We start from the raw sequence: 18,379 nt of genomic DNA on the forward strand, positions 1-18,379 counted from the left end.
GTCGGCTGCGGGTCGGGGCGCAACTTTGAGAGCGCAAGGCGAAGACTGCGTGAAACGCCACGAAGGTCCCAAGTCGTAACGGACTGGGGACCCCCGCGGCGTCATTGCCAGCAGAACTCAGCTTGGTTGGTCTCCGGTGTACCGGAAGATCTCGTTGCGGGAGTTGACGCCCCACACGGTGCCGTCAGCGCCCGCACCGATGTCGCTCAGACCGCCAGGGATCTTCACCCACGGGCTGGCGTCATTGTTCGTGTACCGGTAGATGCCGCCAGCGGAATCGACACCCCACACATTGGTCCTGGATCCGGCCGAGATCGCCGTGAGACTCCCAGAGATCAACTTCCAATCAGCCATACCGAATTCGCTCCTCTTCGCCTTGGACGTTGCATTCAGGTACTTGGCGAACAGGAGATGCAGCCAAACAGGATAGTATGCCACCAGATCATCACAATATTCCTGAAACCGATGTTTGAGGCTCGGTCATCCCCTGGAAGCAAGGCGCGCGGGCAGTCGGCCTGGGAGCCGTCTGACCGGAATCGGGTACCTCAGATAGCGGATCGACATGGCGCTCGGCCTGTGTAGCCGCGGTCATAGCGTCGGCGGCACCTGGGCCTTCGTGATCTTGGAGAAGTGGCACTCTGACCGGTCCATCACTCGACCGAATGAAGTGCAGAGAAGTTCCTCCTGCTGTCCGGCGACCTGCACGCCGCCGGGGCCAACCCGGCGGACATCATCGGCCAAGCCGCGGCCAGCGGGGTCCGCCGAGTCGTCCTGCTCTCCACGCTGGGCGTGGTGACCAGACCCTTCGGCCCCACGCGGATCGCGATGCGCGCGCTGGAGGACATGCTGCGGGAGTCCGGCCTGGAGTGGGCCATCCTGCGGCCGGGTGGCTTCGCCTCCAACGCCCTGTGGTGGGCCGAGTCCGTCCGCGCGCAACAGGTCGTCGCCGCACCTTTCGGCGACGTCGGGGTGCCGATCATCGACCCGACGGACATCGCCGCGGTCGCGGCGGCCTGCCTGCTGGAGGACCGGCACGCCGGCGGCGTGTACGAGCTGACCGGCCCTGAGGTGATCACGCCGCGCCAGCAGGCGGAGGCCATCGCCGGCGCGCTGGGCTCGCCGGTGAGGTTTCACGAGCTCACCCGCGACGAGGCCAGGACCGCCATGACCCAGAGCATGCCGGCGGAACTCGCCGACGACACTCTGGACATCCTCGGCTCCCCGAACCCAGCCGAGCTGCGCGTCAGCCCGGACGTCCAGCAGGTCCTCGGCCGCACCCCGCGCCCCTTCACCGAATGGGCCGCCCGCAACGTCGCCGCGTTCCGCTGAGACTGCTCAGCACCGCCGGAACTGCTCCTCGTACTCCGCGATCCAGTGCTGATGATCGAGGAGCCTGTTATTTCCGCGGGAGGCTTCGCGCGCTGGGTCGCTTCGAAGCGACGCAACATAGCGCGGGATCGCCGGTTAGCCAAACCGGCGATCGCACGGATCATTAAGAGTCCACCGCCGCTTCTTGAACACGCGCAGAAAACCCGTATCAGCCGTGTTTAGGCGACACCACTCTCACGCCGGAGAATGCGAAATGCACAAACAAGCCAACGAGGTGCAGGGCGCCCGATATAGCCCTACGAGCATCCGCGCAACCTGGGACGGAACGGGGAGCGTGGGGGAGGCTTCCAGGGCGTTGGGGTTCTCGCGAGCCAAGGGGTACGACCTGGTTCGTCGCGGGGAATTCCCGTGCCGTGTGCTGCGCATCGGCCGTAGTGCACGTGTCGTCACCGCGTCCCTTCTCCGCGTGCTCGAAAGTGGAGAGCCGGAGTACAGCGGTGCCCTCACCAGACATTGCGCGTCGTCGTGACCCGCCACGCACGAACCCCCGCCGGAGCAAGCGACTACTGTTGGCGGATCTGGCCCGCTGTGTTCCACTCCTCGCCCGCCGAGTACGCCGAGCCAGCCCGCGGACTGGAGGAGCGGATGGTCGCCGACCTGACCGCTGAGGAGGTCGACCGGTCCGGGAGGCTCTGCATTGCACAGGGCGGTCCCTCACCTGGCCTGGGCCGTGCAAGGAGCGCGAGAGACAGGTGAAGGTCTCCCGGTCGTTGTCTGGCCGTGTACGTCAGCTACGGCCGACGGAACGCTCGGATCGCAGACTCGCCCCCACCACACCAGCTCTTGCGATCCCACCACCGCACAACCGTCGGGGACTGCCACACGACGTTCGTTCCGCTGAAGCTTGGTGGACGCGGGCCGGGAACCGGCTGGGACCTGCACGAGTACCGCCATTCCGCCCTCACCCACCTCGGAGAACAGGGCGCCTCCCTGCTGATGCTGATGGCGAAGTCGAGGCACAAGAAACCGGAGAACGTCCGCCGCTACTTCAAGCCGTCCCCCGAGGCGATCTCGGAGCTGACCAGCCTCCTTGCGCCCGGCGACGCACGCCGCTGACGCCACGGCAGCGAGCAGGGCCCTCCGGGTGGCCAGGCGCCATCGAAAAGGCACGACGCTGGGACGGTCCGTCGAGTACCAGCCGGTCTTGCAGGATTCGATTCCCTCGGTGGGCGACCAGCTTCGACAGCGACATCTACAAGCGCCGAAGCGATCTGCTTATGGCTCCGACCGCCCTCCGCCGGAGGGAACACGGCCGAGCGGCTGGACGGCGCGCTTGAGGTGATCGCGCAGCCATTGCGATGCGGGGTCTTCGTCGACCCGCCGGTGCCATCGGAGTTCCACGTCGGTGGTGGGCAGGGCGAGGGGGACTTCGTGGTGACGCAGGGGGATGCCTTGCTCGATCAGGTGCGCGGCCGTGAGGTGGGGGATGAGGCAGATGGCGTCTCCTTCGAGGGTTGCGAGGGCTCCGGCGGTGTAGGAGGGGACGACTGCCGCGACATGGCGCGAGCGTCCGGCCTGCTCAAGGGCGTCGTCGAGTGGACCTGCGGCGAGGCCGCGTCGCGAGGCGGAGATGTGGGGGTGGGCGCACAGGTCGTTGATGGTGAGCTGGGCCGAGCGTCCCAGGTCGGAGTCGGCGGCGACGACGGCCACGAAGCGGGCGGTAAACAGCTTTGCGGTGTGGATGTCCACGGGCGGAGGACCCATCACACCGACGTCAAGGTCGACGGTGCCGTCGCGCAGGAGGTCGGGCTCCTTGGAGTTCTGAGCCAGGAAGCGGAGTTGTACTCCGGGGGCGTCCGCGGTGACCCGGCGGAGCAGTCGGGGCACAAGGATCGGCACGAGGGCGTCGTTGAGGCGGATAGAAAAGGCGCGCTGCCAGGATCGCGGGTCGCTGTCGGCGGTGTCGGCCCGTAGTTCGGCGGCGGCATCGAGCAAGGCTTTGACGCGGGATGCCGAGCGCTGCGCGAACGGCGTGGGTACGAGGCCCTGACCGGCCCGGACGAGGATTGGGTCGTTCATCGCGCGTCGCAGTCGGCCGAGTGCCCTGCTGGTTGCCGGTGCGGACAGGTGCAGGCGTACTGCGGCCTCTGCGACGCTGCCGGTGTCCATGAGCGCGTCGAAGACGCGCAGGAGGTTGAGATCCAGGTCCTCCGCCACAGCCGTCCCCTCCGTGCGTTTGGTGCAATTATTCTCTTACGAGAATGCATTGGGAATTATGCCCAGGCTGACGGAAGCTGGTCCTCGGGGAGGCGGAAACGTCTCTCGACAAGCCATCTGTCGCGCAGCCCTTCCCTGCGGGCGCGGACCAGCATCTACCGGGACCGGAGTTGACGTCATGCCCAGGATCGTGCGCCCGACCGCCTACGGCACGCCCGAGGTGCTCGCCGTGATCAGCGTGGCCGTCCCGCGAGCCGCCGCCGACGGCGTCGTCGTCCGGGTCTGGGCCGCCGGGGTGAACCCCATCGACTGGAAGCTGTACAGCGGCGCGTTCCACGCCGTGGACGACGACCATAAGGACGCCGCCGGAATCGTCGCCTCGATGCCCTCGATCGGTCTGGAGTGCGCCGGTGTCGTCACCGAGGTCGGCGCGGAGGTCACTGGGGTGGGCATCGGCGACGAGGTCATCGCGTATCCGGTGACGGCCGCCTACGCCGACTATGTGACCGCCCCGGCCACGTCGATCTTCCGCAAGCCCGCCGGCCTCGGCTGGGCGGAGGCGGGGTCGCTGATGCTGACCGGCACCACCGCGGTCCACGCGCTGGAAGCCGCGGGGGTGGGTACCGGCGACACGGTCCTCGTCCACGGCGGGTCCGGTGGGGTGGGGTTGATGGGGGTGCAACTCGCCGCCGCTCGGGGGGCCACGGTGATCGCCACCGCCGCGGAGCGCAATCATCCGCTGCTGCGCGACCTCGGCGCCACTCCCGTCGTATACGGTCCCGGGCTCGCCGACCGGGTGCGCGCCGCCGCACCGCGGGGCGTCAGTGCCGCGGTCGACTTCGCCGGCACCGACGAGGCACTCGACGTCTCGCTGGAGCTGGTGGCCGACCGGCAGCGGATCGCCTCCATCACCGGTTCCCCGCGACGCGAGGAAGCCGGCATCAAGCTGCTCGGCTACGGGCCGGGACAGGACGCCGGCACCGAAGTCCGCGCAGCCGCCCGCCGCGGTCTCGTCGAGCGCGCCGGCTCCGGGGAGCTGCGGGTCGTCGTGGCCGCCACCTACCCGCTCGCCGAGGCCGCGAAAGCCCACCGCGCCGGCCTTGCGGGGCACGTACCGGGCAAGCTCGTCCTCATCCCCTGAACATACGTGGGCCCGCGCGCCGAGCCCCGCAACGTGGAGCTTCACCCGGCCGTTGTCCTGCACCGCGATGCTGACCTTCGCGGTCGGCCCCGCCTCCGCGAGGTGCTCCTCAACGGGCTTGTCCAGGCTCAGGCCCGCGAGAACGTCCTCTCCCGCATAGCCTCCCACTCGGGCCCGACCAGGAGACAGGCGTCCGCGGGCCGGACCAGCGGTGCGAGGGGAAGGCGAACACGTCGCGGCACACCAGGGCTCGGTGCAGCTGCTCCAGTACGCACACCATGTAGGCGTCCCGGTGCACCGCGCCGTACTCCTCGACGAGACTTTGCCGTACGACGCCGCCTGCTCGTCAGTCAGAAGAACTCCGCTGGCATACGCCCGAAAGAAACGGCGTCCGCGACCGCTCGTGGATCTTCGGGCGAACTGCCCCGCAGGCCACCGCGCGGCGGCGTGCTGTTCGCCGTCGGCGGCCGGAACGGAGAGGTGTTCCCAGAGGTCAGTCGTCGTCGGTGCCGTGCTTGTCGCGCAGGGGCCGCAGGCCGCCGGGCTGCCGGATGCCGTTTTCCGCCGGCCGAACCGGCTCACCTCCGCCTGGGCGGAGCGGACCGGAGGTGAACCGAGGTGCAGGCCACAGATCCCGAAGCATCTCCGCGTTCGCGGAGCGGACCTTCGCGACCTGCGCCGTTGGGAGCGCATTGCTTGTTCTTTACTTCTTGAGGGGGCGAGGGTGAGTAGTCCGCAGCCGTAGGCGCGGCCTTGGCCGATGCCGGTGGTGAGGAGGGTTCGTAGGGCTTGGGGGTTGGTGACGTCGAGGGCTCCTTCGTAGGTGGCGGTGGTGAGGGCGACGCGGATGGGCTTGTCCTGGTGGTCGTGTTTGCCGAAGGTGTTCTTGCCGCGGTGGCGGAGCTGGAGTTGGAGGGGGATTCGCCATCGGGGCCGATGTCGTTCGGGCCGCCTGCCGGGGGGTGAGCGACCCGCCGACGTCCTGGTAGGCAGCTCCCCGCTCCGACACAGCCCACTCCCCTGCCGGAGCGCCCGAGCTCCGCACATGTCCTCGGCCCTTCGCCGACAACGACGTTCCTGCATACTGCCCTACTCTCATGCCACAGCCGCCAGCGCCGGTCCGGAGCGGCTCAGGCGGCTGGACGGTGCTCAGCAGTAGGGCTCCAGCCGCCGAAGCGGGCCACCAGCTTCCGGGCGGTGCCGCCGTCCAGACCAAGGGCGCCGGCGACCTGCTCGGCGGTCACCTCCAGCCGGCTCATTGCCGCCGCACACCTGGCAAGGACCTGTCCCGCAATCCCACGTTGCCCACGGGCTGAGGGGCATGCTCTGTCCGGATCAGCTTCGATGCCCCCCGCCGAGCGAAGCGAGCGTCCGAGGTCTCCCGCGAGGATGCGGGGGTGTCGCCACCACCACAGGCCGGGGCCGGGGCCGGGCAACCTGTGGAACTGGTGGAGTGCTTGGCCGCCGTTGCCGATGGTCGCGGCCTCGTACCGGTCGTCCAGAACTTTGAACTGTGGCTTCGTTGATTTCCAGGAACAGCGTTTGTCGACGGTCTTCGGAGGCGGTTGGCGATCATGAGGCTCCGAGATGCCGAGCAGAAATGACAGCAGCGCCGGTGGCGGAGTCTGAGGAACATCCACGTCAGGGCGCGTGCCCCCTGGCGGACGCTGGCGGTCACCCCGTTCGATGCGGTGGCTTGTAGAGGTCGTCAAGGCGGAGTGGCGCGGGCTGGGGCAGGGGTGTGCCGTCCGTCGGCAGGCAGGACTGGAGGAAGTAGGCGAGCAGGCGGCGGGATGCGGCCATGGAGGCCGCCGGGGACTCTCGCGCGACGCCGTTGTTGGCCAGGAGCAGGAGGGTGACGTCGCTGGCGTCGAAGTCGTTGCGCAGTTGTCCGGTGTCCTTCGCACGCTGTACCAGCTGAGCGAGGCATGCCTCGGCGCGGGCACGCTCACGATGGACGTCGGGCGCGTCGGGGAATTGGGAGAGGAACGCGGCGCTGAACCCGCGGTCCTGGGCCTGCATCATGCACACCTTGGTGAGGACGTTGCGAAGTCCGCGCCAGGGATCGTCGTCCTGAAGGGCCTCGTCGAGGGCTGCGACGCACTGGCCGAGTTGTTCGGAGAACGCAGCGGCGATCAGCGAGCCGCGTGTCGGGAAGTGCCGGTAGAGAGTGGCGGCACCCACGCCCGCTCTGCGGGCGATTGCGCTGGAAGATACGTCGGTGCCCTTGAGGGCGTACGCCTCGCGGGCGGCCTGGAGGAGCCGGGCGCGGTTGTGCCGGGCGTCGGCTCTCTGTCCCGGGACGGGCGAACCGGAGGCGGAGGGGGGCGAGTTCCGAGACAGTTGGCCAGGCATGTCTCCCACTTAATCACAAACGGAAGGGGTCGACCGTTTAGCGGGTTAGCGTGACTTGGTGCCGCGGTGCCCCGCGGTCACCTCTCTGCCGCAGAGGTGAGCGGCTGCGAGTTCTCTTGCTGAACGACGCGCATGTGTACGGAGGTTGTTGTCCGTGTTTGCTGTGCAGTACCACCGCTATGGCCGTTCCGAGGTCCTTGGCGTCGAGGAGGTCGAAGAGCCACACGCCGGGCCAGGTCAGGTCCGCATCACGGTGCGTGCCACCGGCGTCACCCCTGCTGACTGGTACCTGCGCTCAGGGATGCTGCGGGACATCGCCACCGTGGACTTCCCCCACATACCCGGCATGGATGCCGCGGGAATTGTCGACGAGGTGGGAGAGGGGGTGACCGGCACCGCCGCGGGCGACGCGGTCTTCGGCCTCGTCCCCTTCGTGGATCAGGGAGGCGCCGCGGCCCAGTACGCCGTGCTGGAGGCATGGGCACCCAAGCCGCGCTCGTGGTCCTTCGAAGAAGCGGGCGGCGCCGCCGGCAACATCGACACAGCCACGCGCGTACTGGAGGCCCTGGGAGCCTCCGACGGCATGACGTTGCTGATCGAGGGCGCCGCCGGAGGCGTCGGCACCATCACCGCGCAACTCGCCCGGGCCCGCGGCCTCACCGTGATCGGCACCGCGAGCGAAGGCAACCACGGCTTCCTCGACCAGCTCGGCGTCGTACCGGTCACCTACGGGGCGGGGCTGGCCGATCGCCTTGCCCCACTGGCTCCGCACGGTGTCGATGTGGTTCTGGACGCGGCCGGTAAGGGCTCTCTTGCCGAACTGGTGGCCATCACCGGCGACCCGCACCGCGTGGTGACCATCGCAGACTTCGACGCCGACCGGCACGGAGTGCGGTACCTCCGCTCCGAAGCCGACGAGTCGCCGGGCTGGGCAGGACTACCGCTGGCTGCCGACCTCGCCGACCACGGCCGCCTCACCGTCCCACTGCACGCCGTGTTCCCACTGAAGGAGGCTGCCACAGCTCATGACGTCAGCGCCACCGGCCACGCGCGCGGCAAAATCGTCCTCACCGTGCCCTGACATGGCGGACGATTCGGCCCGCAACCAGCGGCCCGCAGCAAGGCGGCCACGGCTACGGTGGCCTTCGCCAGCGCGATCCGGGCCGGACCGCACGCTGGCGCCGGCCACCACGCTGTACCGACCCGAACTGCCATAGCCCGCATGGACCGGTGCCCGCCGTCGGCCACTCATTTGTCGTCGGCGGCGTCTTTGCCGCGCAGGGGCCGCAGGCCGCCGGGCAGGTCGGGAAGCTGGAAGGAGTAGCGGCCTGGACCCCGGCGAACGCCCGCCGGTCCCCTGTCTCCTGGATCTCCCGGCTGCGTACGGGCCGTCCCGTCACGCTCGCCGTAGTGCTCGAGACACGACGGGTCCGTAATCTCCCATTGCTCCGCCAGATACCCGGGCGACCTCCGTCGGCGCCTGCCGCAGGTCCGGCAGAAACCGGCCCAGGTACCGCACGTTCGTCAGCTGGACCGCGACCGTTAGCCGGTTGTGTGCACGCCGCTTGGCCTGCACCGCAACCCGGCCACGTCGTCCAGGAAGAAGTACCTCTCCCACTCCGTACGGGAGGGCGCCCCGTAGAACGCCCCGTACCTGGCTACCTGCTTAAGCGACAGGGACTCACCACCACAAGAACTCTCCGAAGACCGACGACATCGACCCGCTCGGCGCACCAGCAGCACACAGCCGCCCCGCACGACCACGGCCGCCGATACCGGCCTCTCAACCATGCCTTTTCCCTTCATCCCGGGAACCCCATCAGCCAGTCCGGCAGCCCTGTCCGGTCCGAATCGGGAACGACCTGTCAGGAGCACCCGCGGGGCTGGTCCCCTGGTAGGGGAGGTCCCACGCTTGTTCGTCACCTGCCCTCACCCGCGGGGTTGACCCAGCCGGCGAGCGGCCCCGTCCGGCGAGCCCGCCCCCGTCCCACGCGTGTCGACCTGAGAGCCGCCCGCCACAGCCCGCACCGCGTCGAATGACATCGCGTCCCGGACGCCGGGTTGACAGCTTCGGATGCCGGGAGTCCGGTTTCGCCAGGCCGGGTTGCAGCTTTCGGCCCGCGCCAACCCGGCGGGCCGAACCAGTAACCGGCTCCGCCGCGCCAGGTACGGGCGCAGCGGATGTCGCCCAGTCCAGCGGCACGAACCCCCGAGACAACTGCCTGTGGAGTCGATGGGCCCCGCGTACACAGCCGTAATGCTGGTTCCGCACCCGACGCCGCATCACACTGCCGAACGATCAGGCGCCAGGTTCACCAGTTGCCGATCTGCGCACCAGGCAGTTCTCTCTGCGCAGGCGGAGCTCGCGGTTCTCACCTGCGAGAACTTAACGGTGCGCGGGACTCGGGCAGCCGACATCCGGTCTTAGCCCGCTGCGTTCTCGGCGGCGGCAATCGTCTGGCGCAGAAGGCGGCGCGCGGTCTCCAGGTCGGCGGCACGCTGGTCGAGGACGTTCAGCTGGTCGCGGAGGCTGGTGAGAACGCCGGGACAGGGGCGCAGCGTCGCCTCGTCAGAGGTGCAGGGCAGGACCTGGCGGATGATGCGGGTGGGCAGGCCGGCGGCCAGCAGGGCGCGGATGCGCCGCACCGTCTCCACCGTCTGGACGTCCTACTCGCGATAGCCGTTGGCGCGGCGCTCTGAGTGGATCAGCTCCATCCGCTCGTAGTAGCGCAGCAAGCGCTCGCTGACTCCGGCACGACGCGACAGTTCCCCGATCAGCACCGACGAGCTCCCTCCAGCTTGACCTTCCCACAGTGTCAGGGAGCAACAGTGCACTGGTCGGCCGCATTCCGGGCCGATCGTCAAGGAGGAGTGAATCATTGATCATCGATGCGCACAGCCACGTCCACGACCCCGTCGAGACGCATGTGGGGCTACTGGACGAGGCCGGGGTGGACCACGCCGTGCTGTTCGCCACCCGCCCACACCCGGAGCGGGCCGGTGACCTTACCTCGCTGCGCCGGGAGATGGCGATCCTGGACGAGGCCATCGGGGGGCGGGCCGGCACGGCCGAGGGGTATCGCGGCGCGTGGCGGGAATTGGACGCCGCACTCGCCGCACGGCCGGAGCGGTTCATCGGCTTCCTGTCCGTACCGCTGGACCTGGAGCCGGAACAGATTGCCGCGACCGTGGAACGCGAGGTCGTCGGGCGTGGGCTGCACGGGATCGGTGAGCTGACACCGCCGCCGGGACGGGCAGGGATGATCGAACCGGTGCTCCAGGCGGCGGCCGATCACGGTCGGCTGCCCGTGGTCGTGCACGGATTCGCCCCGACCACGGCGGACGATCTGATGACGCTGGCGGCGCTCGCCGGCCGGTATCCGACGGTTCCGCTGGTGGTCAGCCAGCTCGGAGGGCTGAACTGGATGGAGGCCATCGAGCTGGTCCGGGACACCCCGAACATGTATCTGGAGCTGTCCACGGCCAACATCGTCTTCGCGGTCCGGCTGGCCATCAAGGAGATCCCGGACCGGACCTTGTTCGGCTCGGACGCCCCGTACGGCGACCCGGTCCTGGCCCGGGCGATGGTGGAGCGGGTCACCAGCCCGGGTGAGGTACGCGACCGGGTGCTCGGCGGGACGATCGCCGAATTGGCCGGGCTCGACTGAGGCAGGCCCGACGTCACCACGTCCGACCCCGACAGGTTGAGCGCTTCAGATGACGAACATGGGTCTGGGTTCCCTGGTTGACGTGTCCTGGTGCGGTGGGTAGACCCATGGGCCCGACTCACCCCACCCGACAGGGAGCCCTATGAACCGCACGCGCCGCCTGGCGGCCCTCGCCTGCCCCCTCCTGCTGCTTTCCGCGGCCGCGTGCATCCCGCTACGACTCATGAGGACGCCAAGCCGTCGGCCGAGCCGAGCGCGACGTCCTCCGAATTCCGCTTCCTGATAGGCCATGGCCTGACCTGGTCGACCTCCGTGGGAGGGCCGCTCGTCCAGGTGACGTGATGTGCCTTGGTCTGGGGCAGCTTCGATCTGACGCCACGATGTTGCATCCGATGCAACTACGGGAGCGGGCGTGGATGGGTCGATGCGCGGGGTGCGATGCGCCTGGTGGTTCCGGGGAAGGTGCGGGCGCTGGATCCGGCGCCGGCGATGTTCGACGCGATGCTGACGGGCTGGGCCCGGCAGCAACAGAGCCGCCTGCTGGGGAGGAAGACGATCGCGGACCGTGTGAGCATGGTGCGCCGCCGCAGCGCCGGCCTCGCCGCCTTCGGCAACGGTCATCTCCAGACAGCGCCGGTGGAGCTGGAGCTTGCCCCAGCGGTCATCTACGAACGAAGGGAAGATCAACACGCCACGCCGTCAGACGCCTGGCCAGTTACGGCAGATCAGTCCGTCGCCTCGCGGACGTCCTTTCCCTGCTCGGCGAACGTCTTAAAGTCCTGCATGTGCTGTTGCGACTGCTTGCGGAAGGCGCCGGGCATCAGAAGTCCCACCAGCTTCATCAGAAAGCCGCTGAACCGGTATTCGTTCTCGCTCTCCCAGAGCGTCGTTTCCGGGCCGGCTTCGGTCAGCCGGTCGCGCACGGCGCTCCACATGCCCTCGCCGACGATCTCGCGGTCGAAGTGAACGACGCTCGATTTCGGGATCTCGCGCAGGTCTGCCGGTTCCCGGCGTGTGATGGTCTCGGTGCACTCGATCTTCCGCTGGCCCATCTGCATCACGACCCGCGACTTGGTGCCGAGCTGCCCGTGCTCCCCACTCAGCGGCTCGTGCAGCACCAGGCCCCGCAGCCATTTCGGCAGGTGTGCCGGGTCGGCGAGCAGCTGGACCACCTTCTCCCGCGGCAGGGCGATCTCGATGGAGACGGTGTATTTCATGGCACGCATCATTCTTTTCCTTTGGGACAACGTGCTTTTGCACTGCTCGTCGTGCTCCTCGGCTGAGGGCACTGCATTCTGTGTCCGTAAAGTAAAGGTAGCGAGGTACGGGGCGAGTATCTCCAGTACCTCTGTCTGTCGGCCCTGTTCGCCGAGCAGCCGTGCCCACTCCCGCGCGCAGAACCACTCCCCATGGCTGGCCCAGAACTCCACCTTCTCGGCATGGCCGAGTTCGAGAAGTCGAGAAGCCAGATGCGGCGGAATGCAACCAGACTACTTCCGGGCCCGATAGTCAAGATCAGCAGCGTCCACAGCGCGTACCGTAGCTACTCCCCCTGACACGACCTCCAGCTCCGAATATCGCCTACTGGGGATGACGCCCCCACCAGCTGGCGCCTCGAAATGGACCGCGCAGCGCCGCGAGCAGTACGCCAACGACCTGGGCGCCGACCGCAGCCTCGTGGCCGTCAGCCTGGGCCCCAACCGGACCAAGGGCGACAAGGACCCCGCCGAGTGGATGCCACCTGCCAAGGACGCCACCTGCACCTACACCACCGACTGGCTCAACCGCGAAACTCCGCTGGAAGCTGACCACCGACCCCACCGAAGCCAAGGCCCTGCGGACGATCCCGGCCGGCTGCCCGGATGCGACGGTGACGTTCACGCCGGCACCGTAGCCGCACTGACCGCCACAGACCATGGGCCCGGCGCCCCGTCCCGAAGCGCCCGCGCATCCCAAAAGAAGCTTCCGGCCGAGGCGCGGGGCGAGTGGTGGCACCCCTTTCACGGCCCGCGCATGGTTGGAGTCGACGGCGGCCCGCGACCAGTCCAGGCGCGCAGCCGTGTTCAACTCGGCCAGCAGCACCAGGCTCGCAGCTACATATGTCATCTGAACGTGGGTCGAAGCGGGTCGTCCGGAAGCAGATCGGCGCGGCACCCTGCCCACGGGGCGCACGCCAGGAGGTCCAGAGGCCCCGCGGTCGGTCAGCCGATACGGCGTTGAAGGTAGCCGGGAGCGGGGTGATGCCGGCCAATGAGGGCACCCGCTGGTCTGGCGCGACTCTTGGGCTTTGAAGATGCCCCCTCTAGGGCTATGGGAGCGGTATCTGCCGCGAGAGATCAGCTCTCGGCAGCCTCTTGCCATGTCCGATTTGAGGGCTAGTATCACTTATATGAATACTTCGCAAGCGGACGTGTACTTGACACTCAGCGGCCGCATCACCTTCGAACAGGGCATCAGCGTCGCCCAAGGCGCTCAAGTGATTGGCATGCTCCAGTCCCCCTCAGCACACCAACAATCACAATCAGTCCCCGAGCCTCTTGCCCTTCCCCCGCCACCGGCCTTGGAACCGGAAGAAGAAGCCCCGAAAGCTCCTGCGCTTGAGGAGGCTCGCCCACCGGGTCGCGCCGAGGGCCCGCGGCAAGCGCTGGAATTCTCCGGCGCGAAGACCATCCCAGAGAAGATGACTGCCTTCGCCGCCTATCTCTCTCAGGAAGAGGGACGCGAGACATTCACCCAGAGTGATATCAGACGGCTTTTTCAGCGAGCGCGCGAGCGCATCCCGTCACACTTCTCCCGAGAATTCGATCAGGCCGTGCGCGCAGGGTGGATCCACGAGGGGAAGGCCAAGGGCGAGCACTACCTCGGGGACGCAGCGAAGGACGTCCTCATAACCAAGTTTGATGCCCTTCGGGGCAAACGTGGCGACCGGCAGGACAGCGTCAGTTCCGCGGGGCGAGGAAGAATCAAAAGAAAATCTCGCTCCGTGCCCGTGCCGGAGGCATTCGCGGATCTCGACCACATCCCGTCAGGGATCGAGGGCATCACGCCGTATTTCCGGGTCAAGCTGAAGCGGGACAAGCTTCTCTGGGCCCTCAAGCTAGCCAAGGTTCTCGGCCTTGAGGGGCTGCAGTACTCCGAAGCCGCCTGGCTCACCGACAAGCTGGGTGATGCCATACGGACACGAGACATGAATGGCCACTTCACCGGGCTCCAGCGCGTCGGTTACGCCAACCGCTCGATGGGAGACAACAGCATGCGGATAACGGAAGCGGGCGAGGAGTACCTCGAGTCGCTGTCTCCGCCGTGAAACCGAGGTGTAGAGGAGTAGGCCCCAGAGACCAGAGCGTAGCGAAGGCGCCTGACGCCATCCCCTCACCACTCTTGCGAGCCTGGCAGGGACCGCGCTTCAGGCGCCTGCGAGGCGAGAGGTACAACCCCGAGCTAGAGATCGACACTTCGGGCTGCCAGCGGCAATCCCAACCCTCTGCGGCCCCTCCTAATGCTCCGCCAGAAGTAGTAAATGCCCGCCCGGCTGCGGCGGTGTAGCCCTCCGGCGGGGCGGCTCCACCGCCGCAACAACGGAACGTTCGAGTGTCCCTGCAGAGACGGAAGCGGCGAGCCGGAGCACAACCAAGACCTGTCGAACAAGGCACAGCGCAACCCCGCTGCCCGCGCTCTCACACTGGTCTCACCAACAGGGTCGACTCCCCTGGACACAAGGCCTGACCTGCCGTCTACGCCCATGTCCTGGACCACCTGGACCGCACAAGACGGTATCTACAACCTGTGCCAGGTGGTCCCGAGCGCGGCGCCCAGCACGAGTACGGGGGCGTCGTCGGGACCACCAATCCGGTGCTGCAGGGTCTTCTCACTCACCCGGCCACGCTACCGACTCTTTGACGCGATCCTTACACCCGGGTCAGGACGAGCCGTCGGAGCGTGGGCCGCCAACCGCACCCGAAGCGGGGTTTGCGCAGGTCAGAGCCTCATCGCGTAGACGACGTAGACGACGTGGACGACCGCGTGACCCGGCTCGTGGTAGCGCACCATGATCCGCTGGTACGGATGCGGTGCCACGCCCGTGACCAGGACCCGGGTGTCTCCGCCCCGGAGAAGCGGCGTTGCAGGGTGCGCGCCGACACCTCACTCACGCGCTCCACGCTCTCAGATCTCACCCGGGCCCCTGTCTGCGAGCACATCCACGCCGCCGGATACAGCCTTCCGACACCGCGCTTTGAGCGCAGGTGACCCGGCGCTGCCTCTCGCCACTACGCCCCAGCATGAGGTCATCCGCACCTGGCAACTGCACCTCGCCGATTGCCGCGGCCGGGACGGCTCACCTCCGCCTGCGCAGAGCGCCCGGGGCCCGGTGCCGGGGGCGGGGATTCCCGCCCCCGGTCCACCTCCGCCTGCGCGGAGAGCACGTTCTTGATCCCGGCAGCCCGCACCCGGCAGGCTTCCTTCAGGATGCGGGAGGACAGCTTGCCTTCAGCGAACCACGGGTAGCACTCGGGATGGACGGCCCGCCATTCCCTCTCCAGCGTCGGCGCGGACCGCGGAATCTTGGTCAGCTCGTCGCCGGTGATGCCGTAGGTCTTCTCCGCCTCCTGCTGCGCCTGCTTCCTCTGCACCGTCTCCAGGCAGAAGTTCTCCACCACCCGCGACAGACCGCAGTGACGGCCCAACATCACGGCCTGCTCCGTGGTGGGGGCAAGTTCGAACCAAAGCCCCTGCCCAGCAGATAGCAGCCCCACACCATCTGGGCACAATGTCCAACGAACCCGAGTAGAAGGACCCCACACCGTGGACCTGGACGAGATGTTCGGCGAAGGCTGGTGCATAACCCTCGCCCCCCACCCACTCACCGAAACCCTCCACCTCATGGGCGTCGCCAACCCCGTCCCCTGCCCCGAGGGCGTGAACCAAGCCGCACACTTCCTCCAAGAGCACCAGGGCGAAGGCGACTTCATCCTCGGCCGCGAAATGCCCGGCGACTGGACCCTCACCATCGAATTCGAAAGCTGGATCGGCTTCGATGACAACGTACTGCGCACCCTCGCCGCCGGCGGCCGCACCGCCATCAGCGCCTACCGCGACCCCGACACGAAGACGGCCACCATCGCCCACGACGGCGCCATCCTCGGCCGCCTCGAACTGTCCGGCGGCTACTTCGACGGGCCCTCCGACAGCGTAGACATCACCCGCCCCGTCGTCCGCTCCCTCACCGCGGCCGGCTTCGACGCCTCCGACGCCTGCGAACCCACCGGCGAAGCCGACACCGAAGAACCCGAAGGCTGCCTCATCCTCGCCGTACGCGTCCTGACCGGCATCACCCTCACCGCAGCCAACTTCGAGGGTCCCTGGACCGGCGGCCTCCGCACCGCCTTCTAACCCGGGGATCGGCTCACGCACCCTGGCCCGCCCGCTGCCCATAGTCGTCATCAGCCCTGGAGGGCTCACAACCGGTGCCCCTAGGGCTCCAGCAGTGGGGCGATCTTCCAGCAGTGGAGATCTTTTGAAAGCTGCGCGCGGCGTGTATCGGGCAGGCCGTGGGCGGCGACCGTTTGCAGTGCTTCGGGGCTGTTGGAGGTCTCAGCGTCCGAGGCGATGATTCCGGGCCAGTCGCCGCATGACCAGTACAGCCGATGCCGTCCGGGCGCCAGGGGGAGGAACCCCACCAGATTCGCCCTGTCTGTCGAGTGCATCGTCTCCGGGGTCAGGACAGCCGGTTCCTGCTGTTCCTGGTCTCCTCGGATGTCGAGGAGGTCAAGGGTCAGGGACGGCATCTGCGACAGGTCGCCTTCGTCGTCGCGGTAAAAGGTCCGGTAGAAGGGGTCTGCGGTCTGGGCGGCCCGCACGATCTGGAGGACTTCGCCGGCAGCGATGATGATCTCGTCCTGGATCAGGGGGATTTCGTAGACATTCAGGTCCGGTGCACACGCGTCCTTCGTGCCGACGGCAACGCAGACGGCTTCCTCCCCGCCCTGTGGTGGGAGCACTCCCCGCATGTAGGTGTTCCCGTGCAACGGGAGGGACAGGTGGCGCAGGACCAGGTGGACCACCTGTGTCTGTATGCGGGTGCTGTAGAGAGAGGAGGAAGGCGTCAACGTCGACTCCGATCAGCAGATCAGACAGATTCGGTCACACCCCGCATTTGGCGCGGCGGACCTTGGTCACGGCCTTCTCCGGGGTGTCGGCGACGCCGATGATGTCAGTGTCGATGACGCTGAAGCGAGGGGGTGATCGTCGTTTTCCGAGTGCTTGAACTGGGTCCGCTCACGACATCCATCCGCCCCGATGACCGTGAGATCGTCGAAACGGTCGTCCGGTACCAGTTTCTCGTCAACGTGCACGACGACGATCCCGCCCAGCGGCAGATCCACCACACGACGTGCTTCTAGCAGGTCCTGGTACTCATACCCGCGATGCGCGGCAGTCAGGTCACCCATGTCATGTGCATTATCGCCGTCGTGCGCCTACAGGAGAGAAGTGACGAAAGCCAGGAAGACGACCGTTTAGAGAAAGGGAAGGACGTCAGGATCCCACCGAGGTCCCGGGCGCAGTTCGCGCTGAGGCCGGAAGTATACGCGGGGCGATGCACCGCGTGACAGAGCCGGACCGCAGCACACGCAACGTCAGCCACCGAGCTTTTTCAACCTGGACGCCGCCACAGACCTGCCCCCGGACTGTTCGGTGACCCGGTGCAGGTTCTGTCTGGCACATGGTCATAGTTCGATGGCCCGCACTCGTCTCATGCTGCTGCGACTGGTGAGGAACTGGGTGACTGTGGCTGGTACGTCCTGCCAAACTTTAAGTGGAAACGTGGATGGGCAACAAGCGAGCGATGTGGGGCTGTTAATGAAACGTCGTGTCGGCCCGACGGGATGCATCTATTCGACCGTCGCACCGGCTTGAACGTGCTCTTTGATGAGGTCGACGCCCCCGAGACCCAGTGGGCACGTGCTCCCCGCCAGGTATCGATCGCCCTGACCAACGCCTGCGACCAGCTCGTCGTCGGCAGCCGCCGCGCGCTCGCCGACCTGCCTGCCGTGCGCACCCGGTGGCAGCACGCCACCTCACCCGCGCCGGAGAGCCTCCCGGCCTGCGCCCGCTTGCGGGGCGCGCAGCGGGCGCAAGCCCGGCCGCGGGATCGTCTGTGGCCTCGGTCCGCAGCGGCGGTGGCCGTGTTCATCGAGATCCGCGTCTGGAAAACGCTGTTTGAGCGGGCGTTGGACGGCGGCGATGTCTCCGTGGCCGCACAGGTTGACCCATCGGCGTCTCGGAACGTCGCCGGTACGGTCGTGCTGCTGCTCTCACTCGCCGCGATGGGGCTGCTCATGAAGGTCCTTGGGTGAATCAGGGCAGGTCAGGGGCGTTGTCAGTGGGGTGCGGCATGATGCGGGTACGAAAGTTTCACGGGGTGATCGCAGGCACCCCGTGAGGTCGCCCGCGCACATTCCAACCACGCCTGTCGAACGGCACGTTGGCGCCACTTCGGTGTACGAGTTCGCTCCGCCGGAATCGATCACCGAGCCGTGTCGCCGGCGCCGCGCCATACGTGGGCGACAAGCGCACGCCACACCTGGGTAACAAGCGGCGGTCGGGGTGCGATTCACCCCGTGCGACGCCCCTAGGATGAACGGCGTACGGTCAACACGACTTGACGGTG

General features: G+C 67.7%; 17 protein-coding genes and 5 pseudogenes. 8 read left to right on the forward strand and 14 right to left on the reverse strand.

What is annotated here, in order from left to right:
- Positions 1-117 precede the first annotated feature (117 nt).
- Positions 118-354 carry a tectonin domain-containing protein gene (locus AB0C46_RS09460; RefSeq protein ID WP_362827050.1) on the reverse strand — a complete coding sequence of 79 codons (237 nt, stop codon included), beginning with the start codon at positions 352-354 and terminating at the stop codon, positions 118-120.
- 324 nt (positions 355-678) lie between these two features.
- Between AB0C46_RS09460 and AB0C46_RS09465 the strand changes: the two are divergent.
- Both AB0C46_RS09465 and AB0C46_RS09470 read left to right on the forward strand, forming a co-directional pair.
- Positions 679-1,329, forward strand: a pseudogene (locus tag AB0C46_RS09465) (NAD(P)H-binding protein); the annotation flags it as partial.
- A 912-nt stretch (positions 1,330-2,241) separates the two neighbouring features.
- Positions 2,242-2,445, forward strand: a pseudogene (locus AB0C46_RS09470) (site-specific integrase); the annotation flags it as partial.
- Between the two features lie 159 nt (positions 2,446-2,604).
- Here the strand turns inward: AB0C46_RS09470 and AB0C46_RS09475 are convergent.
- Positions 2,605-3,546: a LysR family transcriptional regulator gene (locus AB0C46_RS09475; protein ID WP_362827052.1), complete on the reverse strand. Its 942-nt coding sequence runs from the start codon at positions 3,544-3,546 to the stop codon at positions 2,605-2,607.
- Between the two features lie 178 nt (positions 3,547-3,724).
- Between AB0C46_RS09475 and AB0C46_RS09480 the strand changes: the two genes are divergently transcribed.
- Complete coding sequence (locus tag AB0C46_RS09480) at positions 3,725-4,687, forward strand: NADP-dependent oxidoreductase (RefSeq protein WP_362827054.1); 963 nt, start codon at positions 3,725-3,727, stop codon at positions 4,685-4,687.
- A 99-nt stretch (positions 4,688-4,786) separates the two neighbouring features.
- Here the strand turns inward: AB0C46_RS09480 and AB0C46_RS09485 are convergent.
- From AB0C46_RS09485 to AB0C46_RS09500, 4 genes and pseudogenes are all read right to left on the reverse strand, one after another.
- Positions 4,787-4,985: pseudogene (locus tag AB0C46_RS09485) on the reverse strand (hypothetical protein); the annotation flags it as partial.
- A gap of 428 nt (positions 4,986-5,413) precedes the next feature.
- Positions 5,414-5,770, reverse strand: a pseudogene (locus AB0C46_RS09490) (type I-E CRISPR-associated protein Cas6/Cse3/CasE); the annotation flags it as partial.
- Positions 5,771-5,817: 47 nt separating this feature from the next.
- The gene (locus AB0C46_RS09495; protein ID WP_362827056.1) at positions 5,818-5,946 is read right to left on the reverse strand and encodes a hypothetical protein; all 129 of its coding nucleotides are present in this window, start codon (positions 5,944-5,946) and stop codon (positions 5,818-5,820) included.
- Positions 5,947-6,361: 415 nt separating this feature from the next.
- On the reverse strand, positions 6,362-7,042 hold the full coding sequence (locus AB0C46_RS09500; RefSeq protein ID WP_362827058.1) for a TetR/AcrR family transcriptional regulator: 681 nt from the start codon (positions 7,040-7,042) through the stop codon (positions 6,362-6,364).
- Between the two features lie 154 nt (positions 7,043-7,196).
- On the opposite strand from AB0C46_RS09500, the gene AB0C46_RS09505 reads away from it, so the two are divergent.
- Positions 7,197-8,123, forward strand: a complete 927-nt coding sequence (locus tag AB0C46_RS09505) for an NADP-dependent oxidoreductase (RefSeq protein ID WP_362827060.1) — start codon at positions 7,197-7,199, stop codon at positions 8,121-8,123.
- 315 nt (positions 8,124-8,438) lie between these two features.
- Here the strand turns inward: AB0C46_RS09505 and AB0C46_RS09510 are convergent, their stop codons facing one another.
- The 3 genes from AB0C46_RS09510 to AB0C46_RS09520 all read right to left on the reverse strand — a co-directional run bounded on the left by AB0C46_RS09510 (position 8,439) and on the right by AB0C46_RS09520 (position 9,823).
- Positions 8,439-8,660: a DUF4158 domain-containing protein gene (locus tag AB0C46_RS09510; RefSeq protein ID WP_362827062.1), complete on the reverse strand. Its 222-nt coding sequence runs from the start codon at positions 8,658-8,660 to the stop codon at positions 8,439-8,441.
- Between the two features lie 806 nt (positions 8,661-9,466).
- The gene (locus tag AB0C46_RS09515; protein ID WP_362827064.1) at positions 9,467-9,697 is read right to left on the reverse strand and encodes a MerR family DNA-binding protein; all 231 of its coding nucleotides are present in this window, start codon (positions 9,695-9,697) and stop codon (positions 9,467-9,469) included.
- A gap of 12 nt (positions 9,698-9,709) precedes the next feature.
- On the reverse strand, positions 9,710-9,823 hold the full coding sequence (locus AB0C46_RS09520) for a MerR family DNA-binding transcriptional regulator (RefSeq protein WP_362827065.1): 114 nt from the start codon (positions 9,821-9,823) through the stop codon (positions 9,710-9,712).
- 98 nt (positions 9,824-9,921) lie between these two features.
- Between AB0C46_RS09520 and AB0C46_RS09525 the strand changes: the two genes are divergently transcribed.
- Positions 9,922-10,710 (forward strand): amidohydrolase family protein, encoded by a 789-nt coding sequence (locus AB0C46_RS09525; RefSeq protein ID WP_362827067.1) that lies wholly within the window; start codon positions 9,922-9,924, stop codon positions 10,708-10,710.
- Between the two features lie 725 nt (positions 10,711-11,435).
- On the opposite strand, the gene AB0C46_RS09530 is transcribed toward AB0C46_RS09525, so the two are convergent.
- The gene (locus tag AB0C46_RS09530) at positions 11,436-11,927 is read right to left on the reverse strand and encodes an SRPBCC family protein (RefSeq protein WP_362827069.1); all 492 of its coding nucleotides are present in this window, start codon (positions 11,925-11,927) and stop codon (positions 11,436-11,438) included.
- A 1,172-nt stretch (positions 11,928-13,099) separates the two neighbouring features.
- Here AB0C46_RS09530 and AB0C46_RS09535 point away from each other — a divergent pair.
- Complete coding sequence (locus tag AB0C46_RS09535; RefSeq protein ID WP_362827071.1) at positions 13,100-14,017, forward strand: hypothetical protein; 918 nt, start codon at positions 13,100-13,102, stop codon at positions 14,015-14,017.
- A 479-nt stretch (positions 14,018-14,496) separates the two neighbouring features.
- Here AB0C46_RS09535 and AB0C46_RS09540 read toward each other — a convergent pair.
- Both AB0C46_RS09540 and AB0C46_RS09545 read right to left on the reverse strand, forming a co-directional pair.
- Positions 14,497-14,586, reverse strand: a pseudogene (locus tag AB0C46_RS09540) (3-oxoadipate enol-lactone hydrolase); the annotation flags it as partial.
- A 410-nt stretch (positions 14,587-14,996) separates the two neighbouring features.
- Entirely contained in the window at positions 14,997-15,593 is a 597-nt protein-coding gene (locus AB0C46_RS09545) for a helix-turn-helix domain-containing protein (protein WP_362827072.1), read from the reverse strand.
- On the opposite strand from AB0C46_RS09545, the gene AB0C46_RS09550 reads away from it, so the two are divergent.
- Positions 15,514-16,101, forward strand: a complete 588-nt coding sequence (locus tag AB0C46_RS09550; RefSeq protein WP_362827074.1) for a DUF6461 domain-containing protein — start codon at positions 15,514-15,516, stop codon at positions 16,099-16,101. The two genes, AB0C46_RS09545 and AB0C46_RS09550, sit on opposite strands and share 80 nt — an antisense overlap.
- Before the next feature lie 80 nt (positions 16,102-16,181).
- Here AB0C46_RS09550 and AB0C46_RS09555 read toward each other — a convergent pair whose 3' ends face one another.
- Both AB0C46_RS09555 and AB0C46_RS09560 read right to left on the reverse strand, forming a co-directional pair.
- Positions 16,182-16,709, reverse strand: coding sequence for a hypothetical protein (locus tag AB0C46_RS09555; protein WP_362827076.1), 528 nt, complete (start codon positions 16,707-16,709; stop codon positions 16,182-16,184).
- Positions 16,710-16,883: 174 nt separating this feature from the next.
- Positions 16,884-17,159, reverse strand: coding sequence for a hypothetical protein (locus AB0C46_RS09560; protein WP_362827077.1), 276 nt, complete (start codon positions 17,157-17,159; stop codon positions 16,884-16,886).
- A gap of 468 nt (positions 17,160-17,627) precedes the next feature.
- Between AB0C46_RS09560 and AB0C46_RS09565 the strand changes: the two genes are divergently transcribed.
- On the forward strand, positions 17,628-18,065 hold the full coding sequence (locus AB0C46_RS09565) for a hypothetical protein (RefSeq protein ID WP_362827458.1): 438 nt from the start codon (positions 17,628-17,630) through the stop codon (positions 18,063-18,065).
- Positions 18,066-18,379: the final 314 nt, after the last annotated feature.

This window comes from Streptomyces sp. NPDC048637 (assembly GCF_040650675.1).
Taxonomy (GTDB): Bacteria; Actinomycetota; Actinomycetes; order Streptomycetales; family Streptomycetaceae; genus Streptomyces.